Origin of the sequence: Rhodococcus sp. MALMAid1271, from assembly GCF_049195265.1 — a bacterium.
Lineage (GTDB): Bacteria > Actinomycetota > Actinomycetes > Mycobacteriales > Mycobacteriaceae > Rhodococcoides.
This window is the reverse complement of record NZ_JBMIRQ010000023.1, coordinates 15,925-32,624: the sequence shown is the minus strand read 5'-3', so window position 1 is coordinate 32,624 and position 16,700 is coordinate 15,925. Positions and strand designations below refer to the sequence as shown.

20 protein-coding genes are annotated in these 16,700 nt (G+C 66.2%); 11 read left to right on the top strand and 9 right to left on the bottom strand.

Going from position 1 to position 16,700, the window contains the following annotated elements; genetic code table 11:
* Nucleotides 1-8: 8 nt before the first annotated feature.
* A complete protein-coding gene (locus tag ACOQFP_RS01205; RefSeq protein WP_421583187.1) occupies nucleotides 9-971 on the bottom strand; it encodes a glutamate ABC transporter substrate-binding protein in 963 nt (320 codons plus the stop codon).
* On the bottom strand, nucleotides 968-2,329 hold the full coding sequence (locus ACOQFP_RS01200; RefSeq protein ID WP_421583186.1) for a hypothetical protein: 1,362 nt from the start codon (nucleotides 2,327-2,329) through the stop codon (nucleotides 968-970). Before ACOQFP_RS01200 ends, ACOQFP_RS01205 begins: the two co-directional genes overlap by 4 nt.
* Before the next feature lie 14 nt (nucleotides 2,330-2,343).
* Here ACOQFP_RS01200 and ACOQFP_RS01195 point away from each other — a divergent pair, with 14 nt between their 5' ends.
* Nucleotides 2,344-3,225 (top strand): NUDIX hydrolase, encoded by an 882-nt coding sequence (locus ACOQFP_RS01195; protein ID WP_421583185.1) that lies wholly within the window; start codon nucleotides 2,344-2,346, stop codon nucleotides 3,223-3,225.
* A gap of 71 nt (nucleotides 3,226-3,296) precedes the next feature.
* Here ACOQFP_RS01195 and ACOQFP_RS01190 read toward each other — a convergent pair whose 3' ends face one another.
* From ACOQFP_RS01190 to thiE, 3 genes are all read right to left on the bottom strand, one after another.
* Entirely contained in the window at nucleotides 3,297-3,623 is a 327-nt protein-coding gene (locus tag ACOQFP_RS01190) for a hypothetical protein (protein ID WP_421583184.1), read from the bottom strand.
* A gap of 247 nt (nucleotides 3,624-3,870) precedes the next feature.
* A complete protein-coding gene (locus tag ACOQFP_RS01185) occupies nucleotides 3,871-4,464 on the bottom strand; it encodes a hypothetical protein (protein ID WP_307830752.1) in 594 nt (197 codons plus the stop codon).
* A gap of 55 nt (nucleotides 4,465-4,519) precedes the next feature.
* On the bottom strand, nucleotides 4,520-5,212 hold the full coding sequence (gene thiE, locus ACOQFP_RS01180; protein ID WP_341243643.1) for a thiamine phosphate synthase: 693 nt from the start codon (nucleotides 5,210-5,212) through the stop codon (nucleotides 4,520-4,522).
* A 158-nt stretch (nucleotides 5,213-5,370) separates the two neighbouring features.
* Here thiE and thiO point away from each other — a divergent pair, with 158 nt between their 5' ends.
* The 7 genes from thiO to ACOQFP_RS01145 all read left to right on the top strand — a co-directional run bounded on the left by thiO (nucleotide 5,371) and on the right by ACOQFP_RS01145 (nucleotide 11,594).
* Nucleotides 5,371-6,438, top strand: a complete 1,068-nt coding sequence (gene thiO / locus ACOQFP_RS01175) for a glycine oxidase ThiO (RefSeq protein WP_421583202.1) — start codon at nucleotides 5,371-5,373, stop codon at nucleotides 6,436-6,438.
* Complete coding sequence (gene thiS / locus ACOQFP_RS01170; protein WP_206488889.1) at nucleotides 6,435-6,650, top strand: sulfur carrier protein ThiS; 216 nt, start codon at nucleotides 6,435-6,437, stop codon at nucleotides 6,648-6,650. Before thiO ends, thiS begins: the two co-directional genes overlap by 4 nt.
* A complete protein-coding gene (locus ACOQFP_RS01165; protein WP_206488890.1) occupies nucleotides 6,643-7,395 on the top strand; it encodes a thiazole synthase in 753 nt (250 codons plus the stop codon). The genes thiS and ACOQFP_RS01165 overlap by 8 nt, the downstream gene beginning before the upstream one ends.
* A gap of 124 nt (nucleotides 7,396-7,519) precedes the next feature.
* The gene (locus tag ACOQFP_RS01160; RefSeq protein WP_206488891.1) at nucleotides 7,520-8,482 is read left to right on the top strand and encodes an ABC transporter ATP-binding protein; all 963 of its coding nucleotides are present in this window, start codon (nucleotides 7,520-7,522) and stop codon (nucleotides 8,480-8,482) included.
* Nucleotides 8,482-9,252 (top strand): ABC transporter permease, encoded by a 771-nt coding sequence (locus ACOQFP_RS01155; protein ID WP_206488892.1) that lies wholly within the window; start codon nucleotides 8,482-8,484, stop codon nucleotides 9,250-9,252. Before ACOQFP_RS01160 ends, ACOQFP_RS01155 begins: the two co-directional genes overlap by 1 nt.
* Nucleotides 9,253-9,277: 25 nt before the next feature.
* Complete coding sequence (locus ACOQFP_RS01150) at nucleotides 9,278-10,735, top strand: M28 family peptidase (protein ID WP_421583201.1); 1,458 nt, start codon at nucleotides 9,278-9,280, stop codon at nucleotides 10,733-10,735.
* 37 nt (nucleotides 10,736-10,772) lie between these two features.
* Complete coding sequence (locus tag ACOQFP_RS01145; protein WP_206488894.1) at nucleotides 10,773-11,594, top strand: adenylate/guanylate cyclase domain-containing protein; 822 nt, start codon at nucleotides 10,773-10,775, stop codon at nucleotides 11,592-11,594.
* On the opposite strand, the gene thiD is transcribed toward ACOQFP_RS01145, so the two are convergent.
* Nucleotides 11,556-12,410, bottom strand: coding sequence for a bifunctional hydroxymethylpyrimidine kinase/phosphomethylpyrimidine kinase (gene thiD, locus ACOQFP_RS01140; protein WP_421583183.1), 855 nt, complete (start codon nucleotides 12,408-12,410; stop codon nucleotides 11,556-11,558). The two genes, ACOQFP_RS01145 and thiD, sit on opposite strands and share 39 nt — an antisense overlap.
* Nucleotides 12,411-12,700: 290 nt before the next feature.
* On the opposite strand from thiD, the gene ACOQFP_RS01135 reads away from it, so the two are divergent.
* From ACOQFP_RS01135 to ACOQFP_RS01125, 3 genes are all read left to right on the top strand, one after another.
* Nucleotides 12,701-13,027 carry a GNAT family N-acetyltransferase gene (locus ACOQFP_RS01135; protein ID WP_206488896.1) on the top strand — a complete coding sequence of 109 codons (327 nt, stop codon included), beginning with the start codon at nucleotides 12,701-12,703 and terminating at the stop codon, nucleotides 13,025-13,027.
* A gap of 132 nt (nucleotides 13,028-13,159) precedes the next feature.
* The gene (locus ACOQFP_RS01130) at nucleotides 13,160-13,510 is read left to right on the top strand and encodes a GNAT family N-acetyltransferase (protein WP_421583182.1); all 351 of its coding nucleotides are present in this window, start codon (nucleotides 13,160-13,162) and stop codon (nucleotides 13,508-13,510) included.
* Between the two features lie 84 nt (nucleotides 13,511-13,594).
* Nucleotides 13,595-14,191 carry a hypothetical protein gene (locus tag ACOQFP_RS01125; RefSeq protein WP_421583181.1) on the top strand — a complete coding sequence of 199 codons (597 nt, stop codon included), beginning with the start codon at nucleotides 13,595-13,597 and terminating at the stop codon, nucleotides 14,189-14,191.
* Here the strand turns inward: ACOQFP_RS01125 and ACOQFP_RS01120 are convergent.
* From ACOQFP_RS01120 to ACOQFP_RS01110, 3 genes are read right to left on the bottom strand one after another with little or no spacing between them, the layout of a single operon-like run.
* Nucleotides 14,161-14,961 (bottom strand): exodeoxyribonuclease III, encoded by an 801-nt coding sequence (locus tag ACOQFP_RS01120; protein ID WP_421583180.1) that lies wholly within the window; start codon nucleotides 14,959-14,961, stop codon nucleotides 14,161-14,163. The two genes, ACOQFP_RS01125 and ACOQFP_RS01120, sit on opposite strands and share 31 nt — an antisense overlap.
* Before the next feature lie 11 nt (nucleotides 14,962-14,972).
* Nucleotides 14,973-15,908 (bottom strand): N-acetylglutamate synthase, CG3035 family, encoded by a 936-nt coding sequence (locus tag ACOQFP_RS01115; RefSeq protein WP_421583200.1) that lies wholly within the window; start codon nucleotides 15,906-15,908, stop codon nucleotides 14,973-14,975.
* A gap of 46 nt (nucleotides 15,909-15,954) precedes the next feature.
* Entirely contained in the window at nucleotides 15,955-16,551 is a 597-nt protein-coding gene (locus tag ACOQFP_RS01110; RefSeq protein ID WP_421583179.1) for a peptide deformylase, read from the bottom strand.
* Between the last annotated feature and the right edge of the window lie 149 nt (nucleotides 16,552-16,700).

The following is a 16,700-nucleotide window of genomic DNA, read 5'->3' as shown; positions in this document are numbered from 1 at the left end:
GCGGTCCTCTAATCGCTGTACGACGCGCTGGGCGGCCCGGGGGATGGCCCGAGTACCGTCAGCCACCGGTTGTAGATGCGATTCCACGTGCCGTCGGAGCGGATCCGCGCCAATGTGCCATTGACGAAGCGCACCAGATCCTCGTTGTTCTTGTTGATTCCGACGCCGTACGGTTCCGGGCTCAGGCTGGCACCGACGATCTCGAGGTACGGGTCCTGCGCCGCGAGACCGGCAAGAATGGCATCGTCGGTGCTGATGGCGTCGACCTGCCGCTGTTGCAATACCACCAGGCAGTCCGACCACATCGGAACCGTGACCACGGTCGCAGCGGGTTGTATTCGCTGCAGTCGACGCAACGAGGTGGTGCCTTCCACCGCGCACACCCGTTTGTTCGCCAGGTCGTCGACATTGCGGATACCGGAGCCTTGCACAACCAGAACACGTTGCTGCGCTTGGAAGTACACGGTGGAGAACTGCACTTCGTTGCGCCGAGCACAGGTGATGGTCATGGTCTTGACCACGATGTCCACCGAAGAGTCCTGCAGAGCTTCCAGTCGCTGCGCCGAGGTGAGGATGCGGAAGTCCAGCCGGTTCGGATCACCGAAGATGTCTCGCGAGATCTCGCGAGCGATATCGACGTCGAACCCGACCAACTGCCCGCTCATCGGATCACGGAAGCTGAAGAGATTGCTGCCGGTGTCGAGTCCGACGACCAAGCGGCCCTTGGCTCGTAAAGCGTCGAGCGTCGGCTGCGGCGCATCCGAGCCGGGTGGCAGTGGGCGCAGGCTTGCGGTGGGGCGAGCGCACTCGTCGTCGGCGGGAGTTTCCGTGGGCCGAGCGGCCACGGAAGCGCCGTCCGGTAGCGGCGGTTCGGTGAACGTCGTATCGACCTGCGGCGGAGGGCTTTCCGGCGGCGTGCAGCCGACCAGCAAGGTAGTGGTCAGGATGCCGACGGCGAGCAGGCGTTTCACAGGTACTCACGCAACCTCGGGAACAGGCCGATGACGAATGCCACCGAGGCGGCGATGGTGAGAACCCATGCGCCGTTGGACAAGCCGGACAGCACCCACACCGAGCGGTCGATATTGGACCGCAGTTCGCCTCGTGCGTTCTCGATCCCGTCGACCAGGACGCTGTCGAGCGCATTGAACGCCGCAGCCGAATCGGACTCCCCGGTGCCGGTGGCGATCGCAACCGCACCGTTGAAATCGCCTGCCTCGAGCGCGGAATCGATTCGCGAATGCGAGGCGGACCAGGTGTCGAGTGCGTCGGTGACCGCGGTGTCGCCCTCGAACATCTCCGACATGCGAGAGACGTTGGCGTCGAACGACTGTCCGTAGTCCTGGCTCCCGCCGCGGCGCGCAAGATCGAGCGTCTCGTCCGCCCGGGCCTGTTGGGCCAGGATGAAACCCGTTGTGTAGGACTTCAACGGAGTGACGCCGCGATCGAGTGCGCGATCGGTGGCGATGGAGGAGACGAGTCCGACCACCAGCATCCAGCCGAGCAGCCCGGCAACGGCTGCCGTCGCAGTGAGGAACCCGGCATTGAGCGTCCGGCGCGTCGTGCGCGAGAGGTACCACTGGCTCAGGCCTGCCATGACCAACAGGAAGACCACGGACCCGATCGGAAACAACGGCGGGCTGGTGAACCGCTCCTGATCGGCCGACACCCGCGAGGCCTGCTCGGTGTACAACTTCTCGGCCAGCGGCAGCAAACTGGTCTGCATCATCGTCGACGCCTCGCCGAGATACGCAGCGCCCACAGGGTTGCCGCTCCGGTTGTTGGCGCGAGCGGTCTCGACGAGTCCGCTGTAGACCGGTAGTCCGGTCGCGATCTGCGTCAATACGGCGCTGGTGGCCTCGTCATTCTCACTCACTCCTGCGGAGGCCACGATCAGCTCCGAGGACGCCTCGCCGAGCGCCTGCGAGTAGCGTTCACGCACCTCGGGCGGTTCCAGGCCGCCCGCGATGAACGCGGTGGCGGCAGCGGCGTCGGCTACCGACAGGGCACCGTAGAGATTCTGCGCCGAGTTCGCGAACGGCTCCGTTCGCACCAGCAAGGTGCCCAGGGTGTCCACTCGTTCGGTCACGGCCGTGGAGGCCAGGCCCCCGACCGTCAATGCCAGGACGACGAGGGCGAATACCATCGCGACCAAACGCGCAGGCGTCGAGCGCATGGTGTATCGAACCGGCGGCTTACCTGCAGCAGCACCGACGGGAGTCGCCGTTGTCGGTGGGACGGCAGCAGAGGGAGTAACGCCGGCCGCGATCACGTCACCGAGCATATAAGTAGCCGGACCGTACTGCAGCCACTCGCCAGGATGATTCACCTAGGGTGGGGAACATGCGAGGTGACGGGGACGGTTGGGTGATCGGAGAGAACGGTTCTCGGCACTGGGGAAAGCACGGAGCCGCCGGACTGTTGCTGCGGGCACCCTCCAACCCGGGAACCTCGAACCCCGGTACCTCGAACCCCGGTGGTGCGAACTGGGGAGAGCCCGTCGTGCTGCTGCAACACCGCGCCCTCTGGAGCCATCAGGGAGGGACGTGGGCCTTGCCCGGCGGTGCCCGTGATTCTCACGAGAGCACCGAGCACGCGGCGGTTCGGGAGGCCCACGAAGAAGCCGGGATCACGGCCGAGCAGGTCTGTGTCCGCAGCGAGCGGGTCACCGCGAGTGCCTCGAGTGGTTGGTCCTACACCACCGTCGTCGCCGATACCGACCGTGCCCTCACCACGGTGCCCAACGGCGAGAGCACCGAGCTGCGCTGGGTACCGGAATCCGTCGTCGCCGAGCTGCCACTGCACCCGGGGTTCGCATCGAGCTGGCCTGCCCTGCGCACCGTGCCGCTCCGGGTGCTGCTCGATACCGCCAACGTGCTCGGTTCGCGGCCGAACGGATGGTGGAAGGACCGCGCGGGGGCCACCGGCGCGCTTCTGGCCTCGCTCGCCGAGACGCTGCCCCGCACAGTCGAACTACCCGGCGGCCAGTACGGGTGGCTCACCCGCATCGAAGCGGTGCTCGAGGGCCGGGCCCGGGAGGCTGTGGTGAACGATCCACGAGTCCCGGTGATCATCGCCGACGGCAGCGGTGACGACACCCTCGCCGCGCAGGCCCAGCTCGACGGCGGTCTCACGGCGATGGTCACCGCCGACCGCGGCCTGCGGGACCGGCTGCCCGCATCGGTGCAGATTCTCGAGCCCTCGGTCGTGCTCGGCTGGTTGTAGAACAGCGCCGGAGCTCGACGCCCGGGAGGTACCTCCGTCTTCGGCCGTCCAGCGTGAGCGCGGGCTCCTGGTCACCAGTTCGGCAGCGCCACGAACAGAAAACTCACGCCGACGGCAATGCCGAGCGCGCCGCTGCCGAGCGCCAGGGCGGTGTCCTCGCGGGGAGCCCTCTCGCCTTCGAGGTCCGGGCCTCGATAGGCCCACAGCGCAGTCGCGACGGCGACGAGTCCGGCCACGATACCGATACCTGCGGCCCAGAAGGTGACGACGGACAGGGCACCGATCATGATCGCGAGCTCGGTCAGCTGCGCTCGGGTCCTGGGGCGTCGGTCCCACCACCGCGCCAGTACAGAGTTCTCGGGATCTCTGGTCGGTGGTGTGTCGGAAGCTACTGTCACGGCCGTCTCCTTTCTCTCGTCGCGTACGTCGCTGCTGTTCTTGCCCAGCACGGACGACCGGGAAGACGCATCGGCGTCGACTCGGGGGTGTCTTACAGAGGTGTTCTTCACCATTCTGGCAGCGGCCGGCCACGGCCGCCAATCCCTTTCGCGATTGCGATGCGGATCACCTGTCGGTGGGTCGTTCGGGCCAGGCCCGACCGAGGTTTCCTGCTGCGGAGGGGATTTCGTGAAGGGTCTACCTACGTCAGTGCGCGGAACGCTGCGTATGCCAGCGGCGGATCAGTATCGCGCCGCCCACCAGCCCAGCTACGACGAGAATCAGCCCTGCGGCCACACTGGACACGCGGCTCGGCCACGGCAGAAAAGTCGGAACATCGAACATGTTCAGCCAGAACGGCTCCAGCACCGCTCCGGCGGGGGCAACCAGACGCGCGAGCAATCCCGCGGGGCCTGTGTTTCGCGCTGCGGCCCCGAGAAGACCGAGGGGACCGCCCGTGACGAGGGCCAGAAGGAACCACCACTGGTTCGATGCCCACACGGTCGCGTCGAACATGCCGAACAGCAGTCCGACACCGTAATGGACCCCCAGCGCGATCAGGCCTGCCGCGATCCCGGCCGCGAATGCCTGCAGCGGACGGCGGACGAACCAGCCGCACAGAATGGGCAGACCTGCCCACACTGCACCCGAATTGACCAGCTTGCTGATCGTCGAGCGCACCGCCAGCAGGGTGTCGGCCTCTGCTGACAGCTGGCTCACACTCGTCACGTTGGAGGCCAGCGACACCAGGGCCACGACCACCGCAGCCGCAACGACGAGCCCCCACCCCTTACGTGCCACGCCGGGTGACACTACGCACCGTTGGATGTCCTCGTTCGGCAGGTGAGCGTCGGCGTCAGGCCTGCAACGCCTGCACCAGCTGACGAGCAGCGGCCTGCGGATCGCGGGCCTCGGTGATCGCGCGGACCACCACGATGCGATCGGCTCCGGCGGCCCGAACCTGATCCACATTGGTCCCGTCGACTCCGCCGATGGCGAACCACGGCCGCTCCGGCAATGCATCGGCAGTGGCCCGCAGCGTCTCTAGCCCTGCGGCCTTGCGGTTGGGCTTGGTGGGCGTCGGCCACACCGGACCGACGGCGAAGTAGTCGACCCCGTCCTCGATCGCGGCGAGTGAGGCCTGGGCGCGGTTCTGCGTCGAACGGCCGATCACCACGTCCGGGCCGAGGATCTGCCGCGCGTAATGCACCGGCAGATCCCCCTGGCCGAGGTGCAGCACGTCCGCGCCCGAGGCCAACGCCAGATCCGCCCGATCATTGACCGCAAGCAGCGCTCCATGTCGCTTGGTCGCGGCCACCAGGACGGCCAACGCAGCGAGCTCGTCCTTGGCTTCGAGAGGGCCGAACTCGCGTTCACCGGCAGAGTTCTTGTCGCGTAGCTGAATGATGTCGACGCCACCGGACAACGCCGCTTCGGCGAACTGGGCGAGGTCGCCTTTCTCGCGCCTGGCATCGGTACACAGGTACAGGCGGGCGGACGCAAGACGCTCGCGGGGAGTCTGATTGCGGACGGTCTGAGATGGATGCACGAGACGAACTGTATTCTCATAGTGGCCACCACCGAAGACGGAGTGGCCGAGAAATCGCGGGAGTCCCGAGGATCGTGGGGCTGAGAGTGGGTTCGCCGCCCTTACCGTCAATACCTGAACCCGATCATGCGGGCGCAGGGAGTGAGGTTGTGAATCGCGTGCATATCGTTGTGATCGGCGGAGGCGTCATCGGGCTGTCGACGGCGCTGCGACTGGGCCAGGACGGTCACCGGGTGGTCGTCCACGATCCCGCTCTCGGTCGAGGCGCGTCCTGGGTCGCAGGCGGAATGTTGGCACCGCTGTCCGAGGGCTGGCCCGGCGAACACGAACTACTGCATCTCGGTGCCGCCTCGTTGGCGCGCTGGCCGGAATTTGCCCGACGCCTCCCCGGCCCCTCGGTGTTCTCCTCGACCGGATCCGTCACCGTGGCCCTCGACTCGGCCGATGCCGCCGATCTGCGGACCATCGCGGAATGGGTGGCCGAGCAGGGGCACGAGCTGGAGATTCTCGGCCGTGCGCAGCTGCGAGAACTCGAACCCGCGCTGGCGCCCAACATCCGCCTCGGCTTGCTGGCCCCGACCGAACTGTCCGTCGACAATCGAGCGCTGGTCGCCGCCCTCGAGCAGGGCTGCATCGGTGCCGGAGTCGAGTTCGTGACGGAGCCGGTGCACACCGTGCCCGACGCCGATCACGTGGTCCTGGCCGCAGGGTCCAACTCGGCCGCGCTGTGGCCGACGCTGCCCATTCGGCCGGTCAAGGGCGAAATTCTGCGATTGCGGCGACGGCCCAGCGCCGCTGCGCCGCCGCAGCGCACCGTCCGCGGCACGGTGCACGGCAGGCCGATCTACCTGGTGCCACGCGGCGACGGGTTGGTCGTCGGTGCAACACAATACGAATCAGGCCAGGACACCCAGGTCACCGTCGCCGGAGTACGAGACCTGATCTCCGATGCCGAACGCCTCATGCCGAGCATCGGCGAGTACGAACTGTACGAAACCGCAGCGGGACTGCGCCCGATGAGCCCGGACGGCATACCGATCATCGGCCGCCTGACCGACAACGTCGTCGTCGCGACCGGTCACGGCCGCAACGGCATCCTCCTGGCCCCCATCACCGCCGACGCCGTTGCTGCGCTGATCGACGGCCGCGAACTCGGCGAGGCGAAAGCAGCCACCCCCGAACGTTTCTCGCACATGTGCAGCCCACAGATCGAAAGGACACCATGACTCAGGTCGCCATCGGCATCACCGTCAACGGTGAGGACCACCTGCTCACCGAGGACATGACCATGCGTCGACTCCTCGAGTTCCTGGGGTTGCCGGAGAAAGGAATCGCGGTGGCGGTCGACGGCACCGTGCTGCCCAGAAGCAACTGGGATACCACCACCGTCGAAAAGGGCTGGACCATCGACGTGCTCACGGCGGTGCAAGGTGGCTAGCGCTCTCACCATCGCCGGCCGTAGCTTTACCTCCCGGCTCATCACCGGCACCGGGGGAGCGGCCAATCTCGCGGTACTCGAAGACGCCCTCGTCGCGTCCGGAACCGAGCTGACCACCGTCGCGATGCGCCGCGTCGACGCCGCGGGTGGGACCGGAGTGCTGGATCTGCTGCGCCGGTTGAACATCGCGCCGCTGCCGAACACTGCGGGGTGCCGGGGCTCGGCCGAAGCGGTCCTCACCGCACAGCTGGCACGCGAGGCGCTCGAGACCGATTGGGTCAAGCTCGAAGTGATCGCCGACGAGCGAACCCTGCTGCCCGACGCCATCGAGTTGGTCAAGGCCGCAGAGCTTCTCGTGGACGACGGCTTCCAGGTGCTGCCGTACACCACCGACGACCCGGTTCTGGCCAAGCGCCTCGAGGACATCGGTTGTGTCGCCGTCATGCCGCTCGGCTCGCCCATCGGGACCGGCCTGGGAATCTCCAACCCACACAACATCGAGATGATCGTCGACGCCGCGTCGGTTCCGGTGATCCTCGATGCGGGCATCGGCACCGCCAGCGATGCGACCCTGGCGATGGAACTCGGCTGCGACGCAGTGTTGCTCGCGACGGCGGTCACCCGTGCGAAGGATCCGGCGATGATGGCGTCGGCGATGCGTCATGCGGTCGCCGCGGGGTACCAGGCTCGGCACGCAGGGCGTATCCCGAAGCGATTCTGGGCGCAGGCCAGCTCGCCCATGTGACCGCCGCGTCGTCTGCGCCCCCGGCCGCGCACACGGCCTCAGGGTTCGACTCATCCGAAAGGATGATGCGATTGGCGACTGTGGGTCGATGTGCGGCCGGTCTCGATCGAGCACAGTGGTACCCATGATCGAAGTGACAGGACTGACCAAGCAGTACGGAGCGGTGACGGCGGTCGACAACCTCACCTTCACCATCAAACCCGGTATCGTCACCGGCTTCCTGGGTCCCAACGGCGCAGGCAAGTCGACCACGATGCGGATGATCCTCGGTCTCGACAGACCCACCTCGGGTACGGCGACGATCGAGGGCAAGAACTACAGCAATCTGAAGCAGCCGCTGCGAACCGTCGGCGCTCTGCTCGACGCCAAGTGGGTACATCCGAATCGATCGGCACGTGCGCACCTCGAGTGGATGGCCGCCTCCAACGGCATCCCCAAGTCGCGGGTCGAGGAGGTGTTGCGTCTGGTGGGATTGTCCGAGGTGGCGAAGAAGAATGCCGGCGGTTTCTCGCTCGGTATGTCTCAGCGGCTCGGTCTCGCCGGTGCGCTGCTGGGCGATCCCAAGGTGCTGCTGTTCGACGAGCCGGTCAACGGCCTCGACCCCGAGGGCATCGTCTGGATCCGAAAGTTCATGCAGCGCTTGGCAGCCGAGGGGCGAACGGTGCTCGTGTCGAGCCACCTGCTCTCGGAGATGGCTCAGACGGCCGAACATCTCATCGTCATCGGACGCGGCAAGCTGATCTCGGATTCCTCGGTGCAGGAGTTCATCGATCACGCCTCCGAAGCGTCGGTGCGCGTGCGCAGCCCGCAGCTCGACGGCCTCCGTCAGGCCCTGACCACCGCCGGTCTCACCGTGCGTGAGCCGGACAGGACAGACGAGTTGCAACCTTCGCTGGTAGTGCTCAACTCCACGACCGATGCGATCGGCGATATCGCCGGTCGAGCCGGAATAACTCTGCACGAGTTGGCCTCTCAGCGTGGCTCGCTCGAGGAAGCTTTCATGAAACTCACCGGAGACACAGTCCAGTATCACGGCTCGGGAGCGGAAGATCCCAACAATCAGCAAGCGATGGGCGGTGCACTCTGATGGGCGTCATGGCAGCAGAGAGAATCAAGTTCACCTCGACCAAATCACCGTGGTGGTGCAGCGCGATCGTTGTCGTGTTCGGCCTCGGGTTCGGAGCCATCCTGGGCTGGGCGGCCAAGACTGCCCTCGGTCCGGATGCGCCGGAGGGCCTGCCGCCGACCACCGCGTACGACGTCGTCGGGAGCGGTGTGGGCGGCCTGGGGCTGATGGTGCTGATGATCCTGGCAGCACTGACCGTCACCAGCGAATACCGCTTCGGCCTGATCCGAACCACCTTCCAGGCGGTTACCAACCGGGCATCGGTGCTCGGTGCGAAGGCGCTCATCGTCGGCGTGTACGGCGCGGTGCTGTCGTTGATCCTGGCGTTCGGTGCGCTGTTCCTGGCCAAGGCGATCGCGGGTGAGGAGGCAGGGGCGCTGCTGAGCTTCGATGTCGACGGCACCTGGCGCGTCATCTACGGCACGGCCATCCTGGCATTCGTGCAGATAGTCCTGGCCGTCGCGGTGGGTGCGCTCGTTCGGCAGTCCGCCGGTGCCATCGCCGTGCTGCTGTTGTGGCCGTTGCTGATCGAAAGCCTCGTCGGACTCATTCCGAAGGTCGGCGAGAAGATCCAGCCGTTCCTGCCGTTCAAGAATGCCGACCATTTCCTCGGCGGCTCGGCGGGGACCGATTTCCACTGGGGTCCGATCGGCAGCCTGATCTACTTCGTTGTCTTCACCGCGGTGATCTTCGGAGTAGCGGTCTTGGTCGTCAATCGTCGGGACGCCTGACCTCACTCTGGGTAGGGTGTCCGATATGCGGATTTCCTTGCTTGCAGGTAGCGCCGTCTCGGTCTTGATTCTGGCCGGTTGTTCGTCCACCTCGGACGAGCAACCGGCCAGAGTTTTCGCCACACCCGACGGGCCTGGTCTTGCGGCTGCGGTCACCGAGGACGGCCTCGTCGGGCATCTCGAGGAACTCGAAGCCATCGCAGCCGCGCACGACGGTAATCGGGCCGCCGGTACCGCGGGATACGACGCGAGCGTTGATTATGTTCTCTCGCAACTCGAATCGGCGGGCTTCGACGTCACCACTCCGGAGTTCGAATTCGAAACCTTCGAGGCGCAGACTCAAACTCTGTCACTGGCGGGCACCGAGGTTCCGGTGTTCGCCCTCAGCTACTCGCCGACCACCAGTGCCGAGGGCATCACCGCACGGGTCGTCGGCACCCCGGCTGACGAGGACGGGTGTGAGGCAGCCGATTACCAAGGCCTCGATCTCAGCGGTGCCGTTGCCGTCGTACCGCGTGGAGTGTGTTCGTTCGGCGTGAAACAGTCTGTCGCAGCCGATCTGGGAGCCGCTGCCGCAATCATCGTCAACAACGAAGCCGGACCACTCGATTCGGGGACGCTCGGCGATCCCGAGACCGGAAGGATTCCCACCGGCGGCGTCAGCCAGGAGGACGGCCCGGCGGTGCTCGCGGCCCCCGAGGTCACGCTCACACTCGTCACGGCGACCGACAAGACCAAGAGCCGCAACATCATTGCGCAAACCACCACTGGATCCACCGAGAATGTGGTGGTGGCAGGCGCACACCTCGACAGCGTCCCGGAAGGTCCCGGCATCAACGACAACGGCACCGGTACCGCGGCAGTGCTCGAAACGGCACTGCAGATGGGCAGCGCGCCCGAGGTGACCAACGCGGTGCGCTTCGCGTTCTGGGGTGCCGAGGAGAACGGCCTCGTCGGCTCGACCAAATACGTCGAGAACCTCTCCGATGACGAGAAGCAGAACATCGCGCTGTACTTGAACTTCGACATGATCGGCTCACACAACGCCGGCTATCTCGCCTACGACGGCGATGATTCCGACCAGGTGGGTGAGCCCGCCGGACCGGCCGGGTCCGATGCCATCGAGCGCACCTTCGTCGAGCGATTGGGCGATGAAGGGATTGCCGTCGACGGTACCGATTTCGACGGCCGCTCCGACTACGGCCCGTTCATCGAGGTCGGTATCCCCGCGGGCGGCGTCTTCAGCGGCGCGGACGAGAACAAGACTGCCGCGCAGGCCGAGAAGTGGGGTGGCACGGCCGATCAGGCCTTCGACGAGAACTACCACACCGACCAGGACACCCTGGCCAACGTCGACCGTGACGCACTGGCGAAGAACGGTGCGGCCGTCGCCTACGGAATCGGCGTCTACGCACAGTCGGTGGAAGGCCCCAACGGGGTGCCGGTCGGGGCGGAGCGTGAGGCTGCGCGCGCCGAAGGATGACCGTGGGTATGTGTGACAGTGAGTTACGCTCGGTGCTGTGAACGCAGTCGTCGACTCGGTGGTGGAGTGGGTTCGCACCACCAACCGAGCGCCTACGGTCGTCGGGGCCGTCCGGCGCGTACGTCGAGCATTGCCCGGTGACCCCACGTTCGGTGATCCGCTGTCCATCGACGGTCCTGGGCGAGCACTGGCAGTGGCCCGGGTGGCCGATCGATTCCTCGCTGCGAACGGACTGGACGACGAACCGGGCGCGTCCCGGGAAGTCGGCCTCGGGGCACTGCAGGTATGGCAGGCGATCCTCGAGCGCACCGGACGCGGCCGCGGTGAGCGCGAGGTCACCATCGTGTTCACCGACCTGGTCGGGTTCTCGTCATGGTCGCTGCGGGCCGGTGACACCGCCACTCTGACACTGCTGCGCAAGGTCTCCAAAGCCGTCGAACCCGAGGTCGCGTTCCGCGGCGGCCACGTCGTGAAGCGACTGGGCGACGGCATCATGGCGGTGTTCACCGATGCGGGCAAGGCCGTCGAGGCGGTGTTCGCGGCCCGGGAGGCTCTCGCAGGCGTCGACGTGGACGGCTACACCCCGACCATGCGAGTGGGGATTCACACCGGCAATCCCCGCCAGGTCGGATCGGACTGGCTCGGCGTCGACGTCACGGTCGCCGCCCGCGTGATGCAGACCGGTGGAAACGGCAACGTGATGATCTCGGAGGCGGCGCTGGCGGCGGTACCGCCGGAGGTGCTCGACGCGTTGGAGGTGGTGTCCAAGCCTTATCGACGCAGCTTCTTCGCTCCGAAGATCAAGGGTGCACCGGACGATCTACGCATCCTCCGACTCGTGCAGTCGCCACAGCGGTGATACCGGGCCGTGCCCTGCGCCCAGGTCGTAGGACGCGGCCAGGCAGCGGGTGACCCACTGCTTTCCGAACGCCACCGCGTCGGGCATCGAGTAACCGTGGGCCAGCGCCGACGCGATCGACGCGGCGAGGGTGTCGCCGCCGCCGTGATCGTTGCCGGTGTCGATGCGCTCGCTGGTGAATTCGAGGAACGTGTCGCCGTCGAAGAGAAGGTCGGTGCTGTGCGTCGACGTGCGTAGATGGCCACCCTTCACCAGGGACCACTGTGCTCCCAGGTCGTGCAGGGCCTCTGCGGCGCGGCGGGCACTGGCGTCGTCCACCACGTCGATGCCGGTGATGAGCCGTACCTCGTCGAGATTGGGGGTCACCAGCGATGCGATCGGGAACAGGGTGTGCCGGATGGCGTCGAGGGCCTCGGCGTGCAGCAGTGGATCGCCGTGCATGGATGCACACACCGGGTCGACGACGAGGGGAACCGGCTGGTCACGGCCGATGCCGACTTCGGTGCACACGGCGGTGACGGCCTCGATGATCCCGGTGGACGCCAGCATCCCGGTCTTCGCGGCGCCGACGCCGATGTCCGAGACGACGGAGCGCACCTGCGCCGCCACCACATCGGGGGGAACCTCGTGAAAGCCCGTCACGCCGACGGTGTTCTGGACCGTGACCGCTGCTACGGCAACGCACGCGTGGACACCCAGCAGTGCCATCGTGCGGCTGTCGGCTTGGATTCCGGCTCCGCCGCCGGAGTCGGTTCCGGCGATCGTCAGAGCGCGAACGGGAGTCTCGCCGTTGGGCGTGAGCGGTAGGAACTTCACGAGAGACGACAGTACCGGCGGCGCACCGAGTGCAGCCCCGGCGGCCGAACTCGAACCTGTGAATATCGGTAGAAAATGTGGTCGGCTTCGAATGTTGTTGTATCACAAGGTCGAACAGGGGCCCTTATGACCGATACCAGCATTCGACTCGGGAACGACATGCAAACCTACGCATCCGAAGGTTTGTTGGTAGAAAAGGTGACAGGGCCACTGCGCGCATGTTTAATAGTGGTGCACGTCACATCGAATCCACTCGTTCATCACTTCATACACAGCGAAGGGGGCGTCCTATGCTTGCGAATACTCCTAGCGCTGATGTCTCGATCAACAAGGATCAGAACCGGTTCGAGCTGCGATTGAACGGCGATCTCGTCGGGATCGTCGGGTTCTACGAGGTGGAGGGGAACGGAACGCGCGCGACGCGAACGCATGTCGTGTCGTTCATGCATACCGTCGTCACCGAGGATTTCGGCCATCAGGGTCTCGCCGGCATTCTGGTGCGCCGCGCTCTCGACAGTGCCCGTTCGTACGGATGGAAAGTCCGGCCCGTCTGCACCTACGTGCAGCGATTCGCCGCCGCCAATCCGGAGTACAACGACATGCTCGTTCCGCTCTGACGCAGCTCCCGGTAAGGCTCGATCACGGTAGGGCCTGATCACGGTAGAGCTCGATCACATCGAGGACTCGACTCGGCGACAATCGGAGCACTTTTCTCCCGTCACACGAGTAACACTGGTCTCATAAGTGACATGAGTCACATCATTTCCCGACGCGCCGACGCGGTGACCCCCGTCGAGCGACCCGTCGTCCGTATCGAGGACGACGTCGATCACAGTAGGTTCGATCTCTTCGTCGACGACGAGCTCGTCGGCATTCTGGGGTACCGCTCAGGTGATGGCAGCGTCGGGGACGGCTCCGTCGTCGCCCTGATGCATACCGTCGTCAAGGAGGAGTACGGCGACCGTGGTTGGGCCGGAGTGCTGGTGCGCGCCTCGCTCAACACCGCGCGCGATCGCCGGTGGCGCATCGTTCCCATCTGTACGTTCGTGCGACGTTACCTGGCTGAGCACGAGGATTTTCAGGATCTCGTAGCCGAATAGAGAGCACTGCTCTTGCGATGGGGCGGGGTTGGGTGAATACTGCTTCCTGTAGAGAGCGCCGCTCTCGAAAGGATGTGGATCCCGATGCGCTCAACTCTGTATCTCGTCATCGGACTGATGTTCGCCGTGTACCCGGCGCTTCGGCCCTACTCGGACGAGGTGGGTACAGCCGGAGCGGAGGCTTTCGCATCCCCGGCCTGGGTCCTTGCCCACACCGCCGCGATGCTCGGTTTCATCGCTGTCGGACTGGCCGTGACGTACACCGGTCGGCGGTCCGATGTCGCAGTGGTCGCCACTTGGATCGGTGTCGGACTGGTGCTGCCGTACTACGGCGCGGAGACGTTCGCCCTGCACGCGCTGGGCGTCGACGCTCTCGCGAACTCGAACCCCGGCCTGATCGAATTGGCCGAACCGATCCGCTACTCGCCGGCGCAGTCGGTCATGTTCGGCCTCGGCCTGGCGCTGCTCGCCGTCGGTCTGGTGGTATTCGCGCTGCACAATCGCTACGCCATGGTGCTGGCGGCCGGATTCGTGCTCTTTCTGCCGCAGTTCTACGCGCCCCCTGCCGTGCGCATAGCGCACGGACTGCTGATCGCCCTCGGCGCGATTGTCGCCGCCCGCGCAGTCGCGGCCCCGTCGGATGCGTCTGGTCAGCCGATCTCGACGACAACCGGGGCGTGATCGCTGGCACCCTTGCCCTTGCGTTCCTCGCGGTCGATCGACGCTCCGGTCACGCGGGCCGACAGGGCAGGCGAGGTCAACGCCATGTCGATGCGCAGGCCCTGCTTCTTCGGGAACCGCAACTGCGTGTAATCCCAGTAGGTGTACGTCCTCGGTTCGGGGGTGAACTGCCGTGTGACCTCGGTGAATCCGGCGTCGGCGAAGGCGGCGAAGGCATCGCGCTCGGCCTGGGAGGTGTGCGTCTTGCCCTCGAACAGTGCCGGATCCCAGACATCGTCGTCGGTGGGCGCGATGTTCCAGTCGCCCACGAGGGCGATCTGCGCCTGCGGATCGGCCGCCACCCACGCCTGGGCGTCGGCTTTGAGCGCAGCGAGCCACTCGAGCTTGTACGTGTAGTGCGGATCGGCCAGTTCGCGCCCGTTCGGCACATACAGGCTCCAGACGCGCACCCCGTCGCAGATGGCCCCGATGGCACGGGCCTCCTGAGCTGGGTCGATCTCGGGGTCCTTGCTGAAACCGGGCTGATCCTCGAACCCGACCTGCACATCGGCCAGTCCGACTCGCGACGCGATCGCGACGCCGTTCCACTGACTCAGCCCGACATGGGCTACCTCGTACCCGATGTCGGTGAACCGCTCGTACGGAAACTGTGCGTCCTTGCACTTGGTTTCCTGCATCGCCAGTACATCGACATCCGATCGTTGCAGCCAATCGACGATTCGATCCTGACGGGAGCGGACGGAGTTCACATTCCAAGTAGCCAAGCGCACGGGAACAAACCCTATAGAACCCTGCCGACAGAGTTCGCACCGATCGCTTCGGTCGGTCGGGCGTAGCGGTACCGGTGATGGTCGATGAAGCCCAGATCTCGGTACAGGGCAACGGCTTCGGCGTTGTCCACCGATACCTGCAGACAGGCGTGCGTCGCGCCGATCTGGCGCCCCCATCGCACCAGTTCTCCGCACATCAGGGTGCCGAGTCCGTTGCGGCGATGCTCCGGGGCAACCCGGAGCGAGGCCAATCCCACCCAGCGGCGACCGTCGGGTGCGGTGGTGACCGCTGCGCGCCCCACTGCAACGGCCCCGAAACCGAGCGTGCCGAACCCGAGCGCGCCGTCGTGGACCGCGGACACCACCTCCGCTGCGCCCGCGGGTGCTGTGCCGCCCTGGTAGTGGAGGGAAGCCAACCACTCGGTCGTCGGCTCCTCGGTCACGGCGATGGCCGAATCGCCATCGCGTAGAGCGAGATTCGAGATGTCCGCAGCCATGACGGCGCTCTCGTTGTAGGTCGACCAGCCGTCCGGGGCCCGGCCGAGGCGGTCGGGCAATGACAGCGTGGGCGGCAGTGCGCGTGCGGCGTACCAGGCGGTGATCGCCGACAGCGTCTCGGCACTCGTCGAGGCTCCGGGCTCGAGCGGTGACGCCGAATTGGCGCGGCCGGTGAACCCGTGCCCGAAGCGCAGCTGCCAGCCATCGATCCATTCACGTTCGACGCCCGGCCAGCCGTCGGCGGCAGCAGCCTCGAGCGCGCGGATCTCGGAAGTCCGAATCGGTCTGGGGCCCAACGGTTTCAATGCGACGACGCGATCGGCCGCGATCTGTACCAGCGCGCCGTCGCGGCCGCGGACCGAGACCGCCTGCGCGTCGATTGCCACCAGTTCGCCGATGATGTCCGTCATCGGATGGGTGTGCCCGGGTGGCAATCGGTATCGGAGCATCACCCGCGAGCCCACGGCGGCGCTCACTGCGTGGCCATCGAGTCGATCAGTCCTCGTCGTTGTGGCCGAAGGGATCGTCGACCGTTCCGGGCGTCCAGCTCAGTCCCGGCACGCCCCATCCGGCGCGTTTGATGGCCTTCTTGGCCGCCCGGGCATGCCGACCGATGAGAACATCGGTGTACAGGAAGCCGTCGAGATGCCCCACCTCGTGCTGAAGCATCCGAGCGAAGAAGTCCCGTCCCTCGATATCTACCGGATCGCCGTTGGCGTCGGTGCCGGTCACTCTGGCCCAGTCCGCGCGGCCGGTGGGGTGTTGCTCACCGGGCACCGACAGGCAGCCCTCGTCGTCGTCCTCGGGATCGGGCATCGTCTCTGGGATCTCGGAGGTTTCGAGCACCGGGTTGACGACCTCGCCGCGGCGGCGGATCATTTTCCCGTCCGAACCCTGATCGGGGCAGTCGTAGATGAACAGACGCTTGCCGACGCCCACCTGGTTGGCTGCGAGACCGACACCGTTGGCGGCGGCCAAGGTCTCGTACATGTCGGCGATCAACTCGGCCAACTCGGCGGGTGACTCGGTGACGGGAGCGGTAGGGGTGTGCAGCACCGGATCGCCGACGATCCGGATGGGAAGAATTGCCATGGTCGACAAGGATAGTGGGTCGCTCACGTGACCTGGCCGAGGGCAACCGCACCTGGTTGTTCGGTATCGGCGTCGAGGCGCGGGATTTCCCCGACGAAGAGCGATAGTGAACCGTCAGGTGCGGATCGACCCTGGGCGTCGCGCAAGCG

Coding starts and splice junctions, on each gene's coding strand:
- ACOQFP_RS01150 (WP_421583201.1), top strand. CDS start 9,278: ATGCGGATTTCCTTGCTTGCAGGTAGCGCCGTCTCGGTCTTGATTCTG.
- ACOQFP_RS01160 (WP_206488891.1), top strand. CDS start 7,520: ATGATCGAAGTGACAGGACTGACCAAGCAGTACGGAGCGGTGACGGCG.
- ACOQFP_RS01155 (WP_206488892.1), top strand. CDS start 8,482: ATGGGCGTCATGGCAGCAGAGAGAATCAAGTTCACCTCGACCAAATCA.
- ACOQFP_RS01195 (WP_421583185.1), top strand. CDS start 2,344: ATGCGAGGTGACGGGGACGGTTGGGTGATCGGAGAGAACGGTTCTCGG.
- ACOQFP_RS01125 (WP_421583181.1), top strand. CDS start 13,595: ATGCGCTCAACTCTGTATCTCGTCATCGGACTGATGTTCGCCGTGTAC.
- ACOQFP_RS01115 (WP_421583200.1), bottom strand. CDS start 15,908: ATGCTCCGATACCGATTGCCACCCGGGCACACCCATCCGATGACGGAC.
- ACOQFP_RS01130 (WP_421583182.1), top strand. CDS start 13,160: ATGAGTCACATCATTTCCCGACGCGCCGACGCGGTGACCCCCGTCGAG.
- thiS (WP_206488889.1), top strand. CDS start 6,435: ATGACTCAGGTCGCCATCGGCATCACCGTCAACGGTGAGGACCACCTG.
- ACOQFP_RS01110 (WP_421583179.1), bottom strand. CDS start 16,551: ATGGCAATTCTTCCCATCCGGATCGTCGGCGATCCGGTGCTGCACACC.
- ACOQFP_RS01135 (WP_206488896.1), top strand. CDS start 12,701: ATGCTTGCGAATACTCCTAGCGCTGATGTCTCGATCAACAAGGATCAG.